The sequence below is a fragment of the Endobacterium panacihumi genome (assembly GCF_050847465.1).
Lineage (GTDB): Bacteria > Pseudomonadota > Alphaproteobacteria > Rhizobiales > Rhizobiaceae > Neorhizobium > Neorhizobium panacihumi.
In genome coordinates this window covers 254,012-269,521 of sequence record NZ_JBOZRA010000006.1, presented here as the reverse complement: position 1 = coordinate 269,521, position 15,510 = coordinate 254,012, and the positions used below count along the sequence as shown (strand labels likewise).

Annotated in this window: 16 protein-coding genes and 1 riboswitch; of the genes, 6 read left to right on the top strand and 10 right to left on the bottom strand. The window is 60.9% G+C overall.

Features of this window, described 5'->3' with window-relative positions:
• Positions 1–241 precede the first annotated feature (241 nt).
• Positions 242–787, bottom strand: coding sequence for a hypothetical protein (locus ACRQ1B_RS23165; RefSeq protein ID WP_432296486.1), 546 nt, complete (start codon positions 785–787; stop codon positions 242–244).
• Between the two features lie 255 nt (positions 788–1,042).
• Between ACRQ1B_RS23165 and ACRQ1B_RS23160 the strand changes: the two genes are divergently transcribed.
• Positions 1,043–1,948 (top strand): dihydrodipicolinate synthase family protein, encoded by a 906-nt coding sequence (locus ACRQ1B_RS23160; RefSeq protein WP_432296485.1) that lies wholly within the window; start codon positions 1,043–1,045, stop codon positions 1,946–1,948.
• 28 nt (positions 1,949–1,976) lie between these two features.
• Positions 1,977–2,399, top strand: a complete 423-nt coding sequence (gene arsC / locus ACRQ1B_RS23155) for an arsenate reductase (glutaredoxin) (RefSeq protein WP_432296484.1) — start codon at positions 1,977–1,979, stop codon at positions 2,397–2,399.
• Between the two features lie 39 nt (positions 2,400–2,438).
• On the opposite strand, the gene ACRQ1B_RS23150 is transcribed toward arsC, so the two are convergent.
• The 3 genes from ACRQ1B_RS23150 to ACRQ1B_RS23140 form a co-directional block, all read right to left on the bottom strand.
• On the bottom strand, positions 2,439–2,867 hold the full coding sequence (locus tag ACRQ1B_RS23150) for a type II toxin-antitoxin system HicB family antitoxin (RefSeq protein ID WP_432296483.1): 429 nt from the start codon (positions 2,865–2,867) through the stop codon (positions 2,439–2,441).
• Positions 2,868–2,897: 30 nt separating this feature from the next.
• Positions 2,898–3,092, bottom strand: a complete 195-nt coding sequence (locus ACRQ1B_RS23145; protein ID WP_432296482.1) for a hypothetical protein — start codon at positions 3,090–3,092, stop codon at positions 2,898–2,900.
• 106 nt (positions 3,093–3,198) lie between these two features.
• A complete protein-coding gene (locus tag ACRQ1B_RS23140) occupies positions 3,199–4,701 on the bottom strand; it encodes a protein adenylyltransferase SelO (protein ID WP_432296481.1) in 1,503 nt (500 codons plus the stop codon).
• Between the two features lie 148 nt (positions 4,702–4,849).
• Here ACRQ1B_RS23140 and ACRQ1B_RS23135 point away from each other — a divergent pair, with 148 nt between their 5' ends.
• Positions 4,850–5,272 (top strand): SufE family protein, encoded by a 423-nt coding sequence (locus ACRQ1B_RS23135; RefSeq protein ID WP_432296480.1) that lies wholly within the window; start codon positions 4,850–4,852, stop codon positions 5,270–5,272.
• Between the two features lie 216 nt (positions 5,273–5,488).
• Here the strand turns inward: ACRQ1B_RS23135 and ACRQ1B_RS23130 are convergent, their stop codons facing one another.
• From ACRQ1B_RS23130 to ACRQ1B_RS23120, 3 genes are all read right to left on the bottom strand, one after another.
• A complete protein-coding gene (locus tag ACRQ1B_RS23130; protein WP_432296478.1) occupies positions 5,489–6,301 on the bottom strand; it encodes a DUF6456 domain-containing protein in 813 nt (270 codons plus the stop codon).
• Positions 6,294–6,704, bottom strand: a complete 411-nt coding sequence (locus tag ACRQ1B_RS23125) for a helix-turn-helix domain-containing protein (RefSeq protein ID WP_432296476.1) — start codon at positions 6,702–6,704, stop codon at positions 6,294–6,296. Before ACRQ1B_RS23125 ends, ACRQ1B_RS23130 begins: the two co-directional genes overlap by 8 nt.
• Positions 6,705–6,991: 287 nt before the next feature.
• A complete protein-coding gene (locus ACRQ1B_RS23120; RefSeq protein ID WP_306835870.1) occupies positions 6,992–7,420 on the bottom strand; it encodes a Ros/MucR family transcriptional regulator in 429 nt (142 codons plus the stop codon).
• 804 nt (positions 7,421–8,224) lie between these two features.
• Here ACRQ1B_RS23120 and msrB point away from each other — a divergent pair.
• On the top strand, positions 8,225–8,632 hold the full coding sequence (gene msrB, locus ACRQ1B_RS23115) for a peptide-methionine (R)-S-oxide reductase MsrB (protein ID WP_432296474.1): 408 nt from the start codon (positions 8,225–8,227) through the stop codon (positions 8,630–8,632).
• Between the two features lie 70 nt (positions 8,633–8,702).
• Here msrB and metE read toward each other — a convergent pair whose 3' ends face one another.
• The gene (metE, locus tag ACRQ1B_RS23110) at positions 8,703–11,024 is read right to left on the bottom strand and encodes a 5-methyltetrahydropteroyltriglutamate--homocysteine S-methyltransferase (RefSeq protein ID WP_432296473.1); all 2,322 of its coding nucleotides are present in this window, start codon (positions 11,022–11,024) and stop codon (positions 8,703–8,705) included.
• 103 nt (positions 11,025–11,127) lie between these two features.
• Positions 11,128–11,351: riboswitch (cobalamin riboswitch) on the bottom strand.
• 55 nt (positions 11,352–11,406) lie between these two features.
• Positions 11,407–12,318, bottom strand: a complete 912-nt coding sequence (prmB, locus tag ACRQ1B_RS23105; protein ID WP_432296472.1) for a 50S ribosomal protein L3 N(5)-glutamine methyltransferase — start codon at positions 12,316–12,318, stop codon at positions 11,407–11,409.
• A gap of 387 nt (positions 12,319–12,705) precedes the next feature.
• Here prmB and ACRQ1B_RS23100 point away from each other — a divergent pair, with 387 nt between their 5' ends.
• Positions 12,706–13,557, top strand: coding sequence for a pseudouridine synthase (locus ACRQ1B_RS23100; RefSeq protein ID WP_432296471.1), 852 nt, complete (start codon positions 12,706–12,708; stop codon positions 13,555–13,557).
• 47 nt (positions 13,558–13,604) lie between these two features.
• Here ACRQ1B_RS23100 and ACRQ1B_RS23095 read toward each other — a convergent pair whose 3' ends face one another.
• On the bottom strand, positions 13,605–14,447 hold the full coding sequence (locus ACRQ1B_RS23095) for an SDR family oxidoreductase (RefSeq protein WP_432296469.1): 843 nt from the start codon (positions 14,445–14,447) through the stop codon (positions 13,605–13,607).
• A 121-nt stretch (positions 14,448–14,568) separates the two neighbouring features.
• On the opposite strand from ACRQ1B_RS23095, the gene ACRQ1B_RS23090 reads away from it, so the two are divergent.
• The gene (locus ACRQ1B_RS23090) at positions 14,569–15,483 is read left to right on the top strand and encodes a LysR family transcriptional regulator (protein ID WP_432296468.1); all 915 of its coding nucleotides are present in this window, start codon (positions 14,569–14,571) and stop codon (positions 15,481–15,483) included.
• Positions 15,484–15,510: the final 27 nt, after the last annotated feature.

Below are 15,510 nucleotides of genomic sequence, written 5' to 3'. Positions count from 1 at the left end.
CCTTGAGGGAGGCCCGAAGGGCGGGCAGAGACACGTGGCTCTGCCCCGGTCATCCGGCAGGGCAGAAGGGGGTGTTTCTGGCTCCAAGCCGTCCGAGACCGGCGTCATCGCCGCTCCATCGGAATCAAGGCTTTGCGCCAATCCCGCGCCAGCTCCCAGAGCCGCCTGCGCACGTCGCCACACATCCTCGATCCCGCCCATCTGATCCTCATGCAAAACAAAGATGGTGGAGAGTTTTTCCTCAACCCGTGTCGGGCGGTCGCGCTCCATCCCCAGCCGCACCGCCGGGCTCGTCAGGGTCAAGACCGGCAGCGCGACACCGTTGCCGATACCGCTCGTCCGCGCGTTCATTGATAAGCCGATCGACTTCAAGCAGCGCCTCCTGATATCCGCCCGCATCCGCCACACGCTCGGCCTCGGCCTGGCGGTCGCGGGCAAACTGCCGCTGCAGCGTGTCGATCTTTTCCAGCGTGCGCACGATCAGCGACATGGCATCGATCGCCGCCTTGATATCGGCCCGCGCCAGCTTCTGCGCCGCCTCGTCGCCACCGACCAGCATCGCCTCGGCACCGACGCGCAAATCCCGAAACGTCTCGAACTGCCGTTTCAGCTCACATGTCGCGTCATTGAGGATCGGCCGCATGTCGCTCGCCGCATCCGCTTCCGCCTGCCGCGCTTCGGCCGATTTCACCTCAAGGATGACACCGCAGGCCGCATCCATCAGAGACTCATCCTCACCCCAGACGCCAAACAGGCTCAAATCGACAGTCTGAAAATCACCGGACATGCCAAACGCCCTCCGCGCCGGCCAAAAGACCAGCGCCCACAAACCCATCAAAAACCGGATTTCCTTTTGCCGGAGAGGGTCAAACCGCAACTCTCCGACCATGCACAAAAGCTATCAAACGACCGTCACGCCGTCAAGGATTATTTTCCTATCTGGGAAATTTCGTGCCAGCCGCCCGCTTGCACTTGCCCACCAATCCCGCATAGTGCGGCCCTTGCCCGCTTGTCCTTGCCCCTGCTGCAAAAGGTGCCGCCCATGCCAAAGCCGCTGCCGCTGTTTACCGGCCTCTCCGCCTTCCCGCTCACGCCTGCGGATGAAGCGGGCCGTGTCGATACCGATGCCCTGCAGACGCTTCTCGCCCGCATCATCGATGGCAAGGCGAATTCCATCGGCCTCCTCGGCAGCACCGGCGCTTACGCCTATCTCACCCGCGAGGAGCGCCGGCGCGCGGTGTCGGCCGCCGTCGAGGCCGTCTCCGGCACACTGCCGCTCATCGCCGGCATCGGCGCAATCCGCACAGACGCGGTGCAGGCGCTCGCCCGCGATGCGGCCGAGGCCGGCGCCGATGCGCTGCTTCTCGCGCCCGTGTCCTACACGCCGCTGACGGAGGAAGAGGTATACCAGCACTACGCCACGGTCGCCGCCACCACCGACCTGCCGCTCTGCATCTACAACAACCCGTCCACCACGCATTTTTCCTTCAGCGAGGCGCTCATCGCGCGCCTCTCGAAGATCGACACCATCAAGGCGGTGAAAATGCCGATAGCCAGCGACCTCGCCTTCGCTGCCGAAATTGCCAGCCTGCGCGAAAAAACCGACGAGGATTTTGCGATCGGTTACAGCGGCGACTGGCATGCCGGATCGGCTCTCCTTGCCGGTGCCGATGCCTGGTACAGCGTGATCGGCGGCCTGTTGCCGCATCCGGCCGCAGCTCTCACCAAGGCAGCGCTTGAAAAGAACGAGGCCGAAACCGCCCGCATCAACGCCATGTTCGAGCCGCTCTGGGCGCTGTTCCGGGCACATGGCGGGCTGCGCGTCACCTATGCTGCCGCCAACCTTCTCGGCCTGACCAAAGCCCAGCCGCCGCGCCCGGTCCTGCCCTTGCCCGACACGCTCCTGCCGGAGATCGAAAAGGCAATCGCCGCGCTGCCGGAACGGTGAGACAAACCCCTTGAGCGAGAACACGCCCATGTTTGCCAAGATCTACCACAACCCCGCTTGCGGCACGTCGCGCAACACGCTGGCGCTGATCCGCAATGCCGGCATCGAACCCGAGGTCATAGACTATCTGCAGACGCCACCGAGCCGTGCCGAACTGATGGAGATGATCTGGAAAGCCGGCCTCTCGGTGCGTGAAGCGATCCGCGAAAAAGGCACGCCCTATGCCGAACTCGGCCTCGATGACCCGGCGCTTTCGGACGACACGCTCCTCGACGCCATGCTCGAAAACCCCATCCTCATCAACCGCCCCTTTGTGGTGACCGAGCTTGGCACGCGGTTGGCTCGTCCGTCGGAACTGGTGCTGGACATTTTGCCGGACACGCATAAGGGACCGTTTTCCAAGGAGGATGGCGAAGCGGTGATCGGCGCGGATGGGAAAAGGCTGCGATAGGTCAGAGGAAGACCACCGCACAGTGGTCATCCGTATCTCTCAGGCAGCCTCAAGGCCGATGACGAGCCGCCTGCCCATCGCGGCTATGGCAGCCTCAAGCGTGGCAATATCGGTGCCATGCATGGGGTCCAAAATTCTGCGGACCTGCTTTTCATCCTTGCCCAGACGACGGGCAAGCTCGGTACGGGTGATACCCGCTCCCGCAAAAGTTTCCAGCAGAGCGAGCTTGGCAACGATATCGGCTGGCGGCGCAATCATGTTGTCATCTCGCTTGCCGGGGTGCGGCAGCGGCCGGCCCAGCCTCAAATATGTCAGCAGCGCATGTCCGAGTGCATCCGCCGCATTCTCCATTGCCTGTTCAGCATCGTCACCTTCGGTGATGGCTTCCGGCACATCGGCAAAGCTGACCACGATAATGCCCGGCTCTTCGCCCGCTTCAAACGTGGCTGGGTATCTATAGGTCTTCAACAGTCGATCTCCGGAACTGAAACCCGGCGCTCAAAGCCCAAGCGCCTTGCGAATTTTTGCGGCCGTCTTCGGGTCGACCTCGCGGCTCGGAAGTGTCGTAAACCTCTCCCCCACCCAGAGCATCGCGTGCCCGCCTTTGCCGCGCCCCTTCTCGATGCGGAAGGATAAGCCTCTGGCTTTCGCATCGGCCCTTATCTCGGCAATGAAACGGTCACGCTTTTCCATATGCCACGCCACCATTGCCAACGACCCAACATCGGACACATATGTCCGATTGTCAACAATCACGGGGCACAATACGTTAAAACACAATCATTTGCTTCGGCGTCCATCACGTCCCGCAAAACGTCCGCAGCACCCGCTGATCCACCGTCGGCGGCGTCATCAGGTCGGCGAATTCCGGCTGGTCCTCATACGGCTTTTCCAGCGCCTGCGTCAGCCGCTCGAAAAAGCTGAAATCACCATAATTAGCCGCCGCAATGGCTTCCTCGATCCGGTGATTGCGGGCAATGATCGCCGGATTTTTGGCTTGCATCGCAGCCCGCTGCGCCTCTGCGCCATGCCCGTCGCGCTCCAGCCTCAGACGCCATTGCACCAGCCATTCCAACGCCGCCGCCTTGACCGTCACACCAGCCTCCATAGGCGCATCCGAAAATCCGTCAAGAAACGCCACGTCACCTTCCGGCGTCACGGCATCGGCCAACCGTCGAAAGGTCAGCGTAAAATCCGCCTCGCCCTTGTGCATGGCGGAAAGCAGCCCCTGCACCAGTTCGCCATCGCCTTCTTCCTCACCCGACAAACCGATCTTCTGCGAAAACTCGCTCAGCCACGCCGCCTGAAACCGCTCGCCAAACTCCTTCAGCACACCGTTCGCCGCCTCCACCGCTTTTTCCTCGTCGGCATCGACCAGCGGCAACAGGCATTCCGCCAGCCGCGCGATGTTCCACTGGGCGATGCCCGGCTGGTTGCGATAGGCATAACGCCCCTGCGCATCGATCGAGGAAAACACCTTCATCGGATCGTATTCGTCGAGAAAGGCGCAAGGTCCAAAATCGATCGTTTCGCCCGAAATCGTTATGTTGTCGGTGTTCATCACCCCATGAATAAAGCCGACGCCCAGCCAGCGCGCCACAAGCTTGGCCTGCCGCTCAGCAACACTGCGCAACAGCGCAAAATACGGATTTTCCTCCGTTTTCAGGTCAGGATAATGCCGCTCGATCACATAATCGGCCAGCAGTTTTATCCCGTCATTGTCGCCTCTGGCCGCCAGAAACTGGAACGTGCCGATGCGCACATGGCTTGCCGCCACGCGCACGAAAACAGCGCCCTGCTGCGGGGTCTCGCGATAGACCGCCTCGCCGGTCGCCACCGCCGCCAGCGCCCGCGTGGCCGGGATGCCGAGAGCGGCAAACGCTTCGGAAACGATATATTCGCGCAGCACCGGCCCGAGCGCCGCACGCCCATCACCCCGCCTCGAAAACGGCGTCGGCCCGGCGCCTTTCAGCTGGATGTCGCGGCGTTTGCCGTTCACATCGATCACTTCGCCCAACAGGATCGCGCGGCCGTCGCCCAGCTGCGGCACAAAATTGCCGAACTGGTGGCCGGCATAGGCCATGGCGATCGGCTCGGCGCCGGCGGGCAGGACATTGCCGCCAAAAATCGCCGCCAGCCGGTTTTCATCGGCATCGGGCCCAAAACTCTCAGGTTCGAGCTGCAACTCGCGGGCCAAAACCGCGTTGAATTTTATGAGTTTTGGGCCTTCCACCGCTTCGGGGTAGACGGAGGCATAAAACCGGTCCGGCAGGCGGGTATAGCTGTTGTCGAAATGGAACATGAAAACCTCCGGCTCGATCGATCGGCTCCCTCGAATATGGGAAATGCCGGGGCTTTCGCAACCACGCAGACCGAATGACCAAAACCACATTTAGGTTTTGCCCGCGGCCTATCCCGCCTATATGAAGCGATGAAAAGCAGGAGTGCATATGGCCAGCCTCGAAACCATCATCGACGATTTTGCCTTTCTTGACGATTGGGAAGACCGTTACCGCTACGTCATCGAACTCGGCAAGGCTCTGCCGGAGCTTTCCGATGACAAGCGTGACGCCCGTTACAAGGTGAACGGCTGCGCCAGCCAGGTCTGGCTCGTCAGCCATGTGGCAGATGACGCCGCCGATCCGGTGATGACCTTCGAGGGCGACAGCGACGCCCATATCGTGCGCGGCCTCGTCGCCATCGTGCTGGCCGTCTATTCCGGGAAAAAGGCATCCGAAATCGCCACCACCGACGCCATCGAGATCTTTGATCGCATCGGACTGGTCGAAAACCTGTCCTCGCAGCGCGCCAACGGATTGCGCTCGATGGTCAAGCGCATCCGCGAAGAGGCTTTGGCGCTGGCTCCGGCTTGAGGATTTAGTTGGAGGAAAGATTGCCCCTCACCAACAAAATCGATGACTTAGCTAAAGCTAAGATCATGATTTTGTGTCCTCTCCCGCAAGGGGAGAGTTAGGCCCGCAGCGTCCTTATCTCCCCCCATGTGGGGGAGAATGGAATTTCAGCATCTTAGCCAAAGGCTAAGTGCTAGAAATTCCAAGAGAGGGGCTCACTTGCGGCAACCAATCCCCTCACATCCGCGGCCGAAAATCGCCATCCCCCCAATGATGCCGTCGCCTGCCACCAGCCGCCGCCGGCGCGTAATGCCGGGCGAGCGCCAGCAAGGCCGCCCGCAGCATCAGCTTGGCAGAGCGCGCCGGCCACAACCTCTCCCGCTCCACCACTTCCAGACCCTTGCCAAAACAGCAGACATCCACCGCCACGCCGGAAAGCTCTGGCCCAATCGCCTCCACGGCGCGGGCAAAGCGATCGCGCGCAGCCATGGCGCCATCGCTGATCTCGGCACCGCCCGCGCCGCTTCTGCCGCCGCTCGTCTCCAGCCGTGGCTCCCACGAGGCGGTAATGCGCGGCTGCATCTGCCCGCGGGTAAAATCGGCGGCCAGCCGCTCGCCGGCATCGAAAGCAGCAATAGGCAGGAAAGGCTCGCCACCACGATCCTTCAACCGGGCCAGAGGCGCAAGCGGCGATTCCGAGATGTTGCGGCTCACCCTTTGCCGCGCCCCCGCCACCAGCGCCGTCTCCTCCACCATGTCGCGATGCTGGTCGGCAAACTCCGCATCCCCTCCCGCAAGCGCCCGGCGCAGAAACGCCGACGCGGCAGGCGTTGCCGCAATCGCTCGGCCGCTTCGCAGAACCAGCCCCCGCGATACGGAGAGAACCAGTGTCGTGAGATCGAAATCCACCGCCTCACCCTGCCTTTCCAGCCGTACGGCCTGCATGTCCTCGGACACGATCCGGCACTCACCGCGCAAGACCATGCGCAACAGTTTCAAAAGCGCCTTTCGTTCGGCTTTTTCGCCCGTCTTGCCCCTGTAATCAGGCATGAGCCACCTCCTCCACGCGCCCGAAAGCCGCCAGCGCCATGCGCTCCACACAGGCAACAAAGGCGTCGAACAGCGGATCGTCGCGGCGGTCCTCGGTCAGATGGCAGGCATGTCTGACGGTCGTGCGGTCGCGCCCGCAGGCATCGGCGATATCGCCCATCGGCATGCGCAGCGCCACATGGCACACATACATGGCGATCTGGCGCACATGGAAGGCGATCCGCTTCCTGTCGCGCAGTTCGGCCATCTGGCCGTTTGCCAGCACCAGCGCCTCCCACACCAGAAGGCGCACCCCGCGGCAAATATGTTTGAGCGAAACCCCGATCCAGGGCGAACGTGGCGGCGGCACGGGGGTAAGAACCGGGCATGTGCCGGTGATGCGAATGGAAAATGCGGTCTGCATGAACAGCTCCCATCGATAAATAGGAATATATTCACACATCTATAACAGGCAATCGCAAAAAGGCAAAATATGCGCGCTGGTGAGCGCTTGTTGATTTCCCTAGGATATTTCCATTTTCAACAAAAAATAAAGGATTATTTTCCTCACAAACATTTCGAACAATAAAAAACCGGGCTCGGATCATTGGATCCTGCCCGGCATATTCTTGTCTGCAAAGGCGCGAAAAGGCACATCACCGGCCGGACCGCACCCCAGCGATCACGAACCCGCGACAGGCGTATCGCGTCTTATTTGCCGCGCTTGCGGCGCTGTCCGAGGCCCATTTCCTTGGCCAGGCGCGAACGCGCTTCGGCATAGGCTGGTGCGACCATCGGATAGTCTGCCGGCAGGCCCCACTTTTCGCGGTATTCTTCCGGCGTCATGTTGTAATGGGTCATCAAGTGGCGCTTCAGCGACTTGAACTTCTGGCCATCTTCCAGGCAGATCAGGTAATCGTCTTCGATAGACTTCCTGATCGGAACCGGCGGCTTCGGCTTTTCGACGGCAGCCGCGACAGGTGCCGGCGAAGACGTGTTGCTCAGTGCGGAATGCACGTCAGAGATCAGACCGGTGAGATCACCGACCTGAACCACATGGTTGCTGACATAGGCCGATACGATATCCGCGGTCAATTCCACGAGAAGATCCTGGCCCTTGTCGGATAGGGTTTCTGTCATACTAGTCTCCTGTTCCATCCATAGACAGCCGCGACCCGCGAACTGCCTTCGCAGAGACGCGATGGCCGCTTGCTCCTGCATGCCGTGTCCGCAAGGAACTGAGATCCACCCCTAGATCTCCGACAGGCAGTAAAGCCATGCCACCTGAAATTGACAGATGCTCACGTTTCCCCCTTAGATAGAAGATTACCGGCCCATCCAAGGAAGACATCGGCAACAATCCAAATATACTGAGGGCAATCGAGAGTTAAACCAAATTCAGCGCTCTACTGAGGAAGGAATTAGCACTGTTTTCTCAGAAGTCCAATTGCATTTTGAATATTTTGACTACAAAGAAAGTCATCCTCTGTTTTTTTAGGCTTTACTGAATGAATAGGAGACGCGGGTATTTCACCCCGGACAGAATTGCGGCAAAATTCTGTCGGCAGTCCATGCTTAAATCCGCTTAACGCGCTTAATTTCATGCTTAATCGAAAAAATCGGGCCAGCAGCCCAGCTTCCACCCCTATCGATCGCACCTTTGCGGCGCAATCTCCATCTCCCCTTAACCCTGCAAATCCTGCCTGATTCGCCGGCATTGTGCACGGCAAAACCGCCATTCCCCCGCATTGAAAGCCCGTGCGCCAAATTGGCACAGGGATCTTGCTGCAGTGCACAATAATGCTTGTTGTTACTGCACACCCGTTTTTCGTGTCTTGGAACGGGAGGGCGGGCGATGATGATTCCTGCCCTCTCCGATCATTCGAGCACTTTTCGTCGAAGCAGCCCGCACCTATCTAAAGACAAAACAGAAAGGAACCGGCGATGTCCGATGTCAAAACCGCGAAAATCGAGAAAAGCGATGCCGAATGGCGTGAACAACTGACGCCGGAACAATACTACATCCTGCGCCAGGCAGGTACGGAACGCCCCTTCACCGGCCCCTATTGGGACAGCAAGGAAAAGGGTCTTTACCGCTGCGCCGCCTGCGATGAACCGCTGTTCATCTCCGACACCAAGTTCGACAGCGGCTGCGGATGGCCGAGCTATTTCGCGCCGGTGAAGGAAGATGCCGTCATCGAACTGCGTGACACGACACATGGCATGGTGCGCACGGAAATCCGCTGCGCCAATTGCAACGGCCATCTCGGCCACGTCTTCCCGGACGGTCCGCCACCGACAGGCCTGCGCTATTGCATCAACGGCCACGCCATGGTGTTCGAGACGGCCTGACCCGTTGCGCGACAGACAAAAGGCGGCCTTTGCGGGCCGCCTTCCGGGTTTTCAATGATCGCCGGCCGGTTCAGCCGGCGGCGGTGCGCAGGGCTCTGGCAGCCGCCACCATGTTCACCAGCGCCGGGCGCACTTCGTCCCACTTGCGCGTCTTCAATCCACAATCCGGGTTCACCCAGATCTGTCGGTCGCCCAGCCGGCCGCGCGCCAGCGTCAGCAGCGCTGTCATCTCGCCGATCTCCGGCACGCGCGGCGAATGGATGTCATACACGCCCGGACCGATCTCGTTCGGGTAATCGTAATCGCGAAACGCATCCAGCAATTCCATCTTCGAACGTGACGTTTCGATCGAAATCACATCGGCATCCATGGCGGCAATCGCGCCGATGATGTCGTTGAATTCCGAATAGCACATATGGGTATGCACCTGCGTCTCATCCCCGACGCCGCTGGCGCACAGACGAAAACTCTCCACCGCCCAGTCGAGATAGATGCCCCAATCCTTCTGTCTCAGCGGCAGGCCTTCACGCAAAGCCGCCTCATCGATCTGGATCATCGCCGCGCCGGCATTTTCCAGATCAGCCACCTCGTCACGGATGGCCAGCGCAATCTGCCGGCACGTTTCGCTGCGGCTCTGGTCATCGCGTACAAAAGACCAGTTCAGGATGGTCACCGGCCCGGTCAGCATGCCCTTCACCGGCTTGTCCGTCAGTGATTGCGCGTAAGACCACCAGCGCACCGTCATCGGCTGCGGCCGCGATACGTCGCCAAAGATGATCGGCGGACGCACGTAACGCGACCCGTAACTCTGCACCCAGGCATGTTGCGTGAAGGCGAAACCGGAAAGCTTTTCGCCAAAATACTGCACCATGTCATTGCGCTCGAACTCGCCATGCACCAGCACGTCGAGCCCGATCTCCTCCTGCCAGCGGATCGCCGCTTGCGTCTCCTTCTCGATAAAGGTTTCGTATTGCAGGTCGCTCAGCGCCCCCTTGGCATGCGCCGAACGCGCCTTGCGCACCTCCGGCGTCTGCGGGAAGGAGCCGATCGTGGTGGTCGGGAAAAGCGGCAGCGCTTGCGACTGCAATGCACGACGCTGTGCAAACGGACTGTGACGGTGCTTCATTGCGGCATCGATGCCGGCCAGCCGCCTCTGCACGGCCGCGTCCTTCACTTTTGGCGAGACGGCCCGCGCCGCCACCGCCTGCGAAACATCGGCAATTTTCTCCGACACCGCATCCCGGCCGTGACCAAGCGCCGTACCGAGCGTGGCAATCTCGTCCAGCTTCTGCGTCGCGAAGGCAAGCCACGTCTTCAATTCGGCATCCAGCGCCGTCTCCAGCGCAAGATCGATCGGAACATGCAGCAGCGAGCAGGACGGCGCGATCTGCAGATTGTCCCGCTGTTTCGCCACCGGCTCCAGCCGGTCCAGAACGGCGGCAAGATCGGCACGCCAGATATTGCGGCCGTCGATCACACCGAGCGACAGAATTTTATCCGCCCGCACTGCAGAAAGCACGTTCGCAAGCTGTTCCGGCGCCCGCAGCAGATCCACATGCAGGCCCGCCACCGGCAATGTGGCCAGTGTTGCAAGGTTATCAGCAGGAGCACCAAAATAGCTGGCCAGCATGATCTTGATGCCCGGCACGGCGCGTGCAAATTCCGTATAGGCCGTCGTGAAGGCGTGGCGTTCGCCCTCCGTCAGGTCCAGAACGGCAATCGGCTCGTCCACCTGCACCCAGTCGGCGCCTGCCGCCTCCAGCTGCCGCAGCAGCTCGAGATAGACGGGCACCAGGCGCGGCAGCAGATCGAGCGGCTTGAAGGCAGCACCGCGCGCCTTCGCGAGCTTCAGGAACGTCACCGGACCAAGCAGAACCGGCCGTGTACGGATCCCGAGCGCGTTGGCCTCGATAAAATGCTCGACCGGCTTTGCGGAGGTCAGCCCAAAAGCCTGATCCTCCACCACTTCCGGCACCATGTAATGGTAATTGGTATCGAACCATTTGGTCATTTCCAGCGCCGGCACGCCCTGCGAAACACCGCCATGATGCGCATGGCCGCAATCGCCATGCCCCTCGCCTTCAGCACCGCGCGCCATGGCAAAATAGGTATCGAGCGTAACCGGCCCGCCCTTCCAGCCATAAATTTCCGGCACCGCGCCGACCATCACGGCCGTATCGAGCACATGGTCGTAAAGCGAAAAATCATTGGACGGGATGATGTCGATGCCGGCGTTCTTCTGGAGCGCCCAGTTTTCCGCTCGCAGTTTTTGCGCCACGTCGAGCAGCGTTTTCGCGTCGGCCTTGCCCGACCAATAGGCTTCGAGCGCGAATTTCAGTTCGCGATGTTTTCCGATGCGCGGAAAACCGAGATTGGCAGTAAAAACAGTCATTTCCTTGACCCCGAGGTTATGGGCAAGGTTTGCGGCATGGCGCCATCACGACCGGGCACAGGCGTGCCGGTCGCAAATGCGGCACACCGGGAGACCCCGCCCGTGGACGTTATCGATCGAGGCAGGTCTCCTGGCTTGCGGGTCGTCACCGCCATCCCGTCTTCCCGGAGCGCCCTTTCAGGCATTTTCTCCAGTGACATCCATCGGATGGCGGCTCGCCGCTTACAGTTGCGGGGGCAGCTCCGGCATGGATGCCTTGCGGCATCGCACCGGATTCCCTCTTAGCTCCGGGCAGATGCCCGCAGAACCACGATGCGGCAACCATGCCGCAGCGCGATCATCGCGTCAAGCGATATAAAGATATGCTTATATCTTTTATTCTTTATTCGACGCCGAGCGCTTCGGCCGAAATCCAGAACACGGCATCCTGCGATTCCGCCGTCTCCACCCAGAAGAAGTCCAGATGCGGATATTCTTCCTCCAGAATTTCGCGGCCCGAGCCGATCTCGCACAGCATGCCGCCCTCGGGATTGAGGTAATTGGCGGCGTCATCGAGGATCTTTCGCACCAGATCGAGACCATCCTCACCGCCATCATGCGCCATGGCCGGCTCGGCCTGATGTTCCGCCGGGAAACCGGCCATCGAGGCATGGTCGACATAGGGCGGATTGGTGATGATCAGGTCATAGGTTTTTCCCGCCAGCGGCGCAAAAAGATCGCCCTTGTAGAGCGCGACCTGTTCCGAAACCTCATGGTCGGTCACGTTGATTTTCGCCACTTCCAGCGCATCGCCGGACAAATCGACGGCATCGATCTCCGCATTCGGGAAAAACTTTGCCGCCAGCACGGCAAGGCAGCCGGAGCCGGTGCAGATATCGACGGCACTCGTCACCTGAAGGGGATCGGGCAGGAAGGAAGAGCCGTTTTCACCGAGATATTCGGAAAACAGGATTTCGCCGATATGCGACCGCGGCACGATCACCCGCTCGTCGACAAAGAAACGCACGCCCTGGATATAGGCGTGATTGGTGATGTAGGAGGTCGGCTTGCGGCTGGTCACCCGCAATTCGATACGCTCGGCCAGCAACTGGCGTTCGGCCGGCAGAAGGCGCGCATCGAGAAACGGATCCAGCGTATCGATCGGCAGATTCAGGCTGTCGAGCAGAAGAAAGGCAGCATCGTCGCCGGCCGTCGTCGTGCCATGGCCGAACCCAAGCTCGGCGGCATTGAAGCGCGAGATCGCGTAACGCCAGTAATCGCGAAGCGTCACCAGTTCTGTTGTGATATCGGCCATGGTCGCGCGGTCTCTCTTTGGGGAATGGCAATTGTTTTATCGTCTTCGGCCATTGGAGGCTGGACGGAACCGGCATTAGAATGGCAAGGGCGCTAAGGTCAACCATTCAAGCAGGATTGCCGGGTTTATGAGTAAGAAGCATACCGATCCGGTCGGGCCCCATATGGCATCGGGAGGCCGCGCCCAGCCGATCTCCCCCCTTGAGGGGGGCTCGGAGAGCGGGTTGAGACCCGTGGTTCAACCCCGGCAGCCCGGCAGGGCAGAGGGGTGTAATGCTGGCGCGAATGCCGCTTTCAAACCATCTGCCGCACCGTTGCTTACCCCCCTCTGTCACCTTTCGGTGACATCTCCCCCTCAAGGGTGGAGATCGGTAAGAGGCACCGCCGCATGAAACCCACCCGCCAGCGCCCCGGAAGGCCGACTAGGCCGGCATCACGACCGGCATCAAGACCGGCCGCAAAACCATCCACGCCCAGCAAGTCCCGCACCCCCGCCAAAAAGCCGGACGGCCAGCGCGTCACCCTGCCCCGCGCCCTCTCCAAACTCGGCTTCTGCTCCCGCACGCAGGCCGAAGAACTGATCAGCAATGGCCACGTCACGGTCGGCGGTCAAACGATCACCGACACCGAAGCCTGGGTCGATCTCAAGACGGCAAAAATCAGCGTCGATGGCAAACCGGTGACGGCGGAGCAATTCGTCTACCTGATGCTCAACAAGCCGCGCGGCCTCGTCACCACCCGCCACGATCCGCAGGGCCGCCCGACCGTCTACGATTGCCTCAAGGGCCACGACCAGGCCCACCTCTCCCCCGTCGGCCGACTGGACAAGGCAAGCGAAGGACTGCTGCTCTTTTCCAACGACACGCAATTCGCCAATGCGCTTCTCGACCCGAAAACCCACGTGGCGAAAACCTATCACGTGCAGATCGACCGCCTGCCCGACAGAACCATGCTGGAAGCACTCCGCAAGGGTGTCACCCATGACGGCGAATTTTTATCCGCCCGCCGCGTCGAGCTTTTGCGCGAGGGAGACAAAAACGCGTGGCTTGAGATCGAACTCGACGAGGGCAAGAACCGCCAGATCCGCCGCATGCTGGAAAGCCTCGACATCTCGACGCTGAGACTGGTGCGCGTGGCGATCGGTGCGCTTTTGCTGGGTGAGCTGGAAAAGGGCACGACGCGGGCGCTGACCGAGGAGGAACTGTCGGGCTTGAAGCAATTGAGCGGAATGGGAAGGTGATGCCTTCCCAGTGACACACATGGTAACCACGTGGTTTTCGCGTGCCCTCACTCCATCGCCAAGGTCACCGCCTTCTGCGCCTCCAGTTCCGCCAGCCGTTCCTGCAAGGCCGCCCGGATCGCGTAATAGCTGCTGGTGCCGAGAACCAGCCGTTTTGGCGCTTCTGCCGCACCGGCCACGACCATCATCGCATCCACCATTTTTTCCGGATCGCCGGTAATCTCGAAACTGCCATCGGCAACGCCACGGCGTACCGCACCGGCCGGCGTATCTTCGTATTCCGCCATCGGTTCGGCGCTCACCAGACCACGGCCAAAATCGGTCTTGGTCGGACCCGGCTCGACCAGCGTGATGCCGATGCCAAAAGGTGCCACTTCCTGCGCAACGGATTCGACAAACCCTTCGATGCCCCATTTGGTGGCGTGATAAAGCGAGAAATTCGGATAAGCGATCTGCCCGCCCTCCGACGACACCTGCAGAATGCGTCCGCCGCCCTGCGCGCGCAGATGCGGAAGCACAGCGCGGATCAGTTCGATCGAACCGATCAGGTTGGTGTCGATCTGATGGCGGATCTGCTCGCTGCTGGCCTCCTCGCCGGCGCCGAACAGGCCGTAAGCCGCATTGGAAACCACCACATCGATACGGCCGAGTTCGGCAAATGCTTGGATAACCGTCGCCTTCACCGCCGCCACATCCGTCAGGTCCATCGAGGCGATCCACAGCCGGTCGCCATGCTGCTGTTTGAGGTCGTCCAGCACGCCCGGCTTGCGCAGGGTGGCCGCCACGCGGTCACCGCGTGCCAGCAGTTTTTCGGTGAGGATGCGGCCAAAACCGGAAGACGTGCCGGTGATGAACCAGGTTTGTTGTTCTCTGTTGGTCGCGTCAGCCATGATCTTCTCCTTCTTGTACGGCATGATCGCCGCCTTCAGGGGATAGATAGACCCATCTCATTGATGTTATAATCCGTTCAAACCTGCATGAACCGGTGAAATTTACCCATGAATGACCAGCATGCCTGAACGCCCGTCCCTATCCGATCTCGATGCCTTTCTGGCGATCGTGTCGCATCGCAGCTTTCGCAAGGCGGCCGATGAACTCGGCCTGTCGCCCTCCACGCTCAGCCACATGATGCGCGGGCTGGAAACCACGCTCGGCCTGCGGCTCCTCAACCGCACCACCCGCAGCGTCGCACCGACCGAAGCCGGCGAGCGGCTGGCATCGCAATTGCAACCGGCCCTTTCCGGCCTCGACCGGGCACTTGCGGTCATCGACGATTTTCGCGGCCGCCCGAGCGGCGTGTTGCGCATCAACGGCGGCGAACCCGCCATCCGCCATCTGGTGCAGACCGTCGTGCCGGAATTTCTGGAGCGTTTTCCCGAAATCACCCTCGACCTCGTCACCGATGGCCGCTTCACCGATATCGTCGCGGAAGGCTTCGATGCCGGCATCCGGCTCGGTTATGCGGTGCCGCAGGACATGATCGGTGTGCCTTTTGGCGGCCGCGCCCGTTTCATCACCGTCGCCTCTCCGCAATACCTCGAAATGCGCGGCACGCCGCAAGTGCCTGACGACCTGAAGAACCATGCCTGCATCCGCCTGCGCATGCCGAGCGGCAAGCTTTTTCGCTGGGAGTTCGAGCGGCACGGACAGGAAGTGGTGGTGGACGTGCCGGGCGCGCTCACACTCGATCATCTTGAAACCATGGCGCAAGCCGCGACCAAAAAACTCGGCATCGCCTATCTGCCGCAGATGGTCGCCGGCCCTTATCTCGAAAGCGGCGCACTTGTGCCCGTTCTGGAAGACTGGTGTCCGTGGATGGATGGGCTGATGCTCTATTACGCCGGCCACCGCCACGTGCCGCCACCACTCAGGGCCTTTATCGACACGCTGAGGCGAGTGGATCGCAGGGCCACGGCGGATCGATAGTTTTTCTCCGATTTGCTTACAATCGAT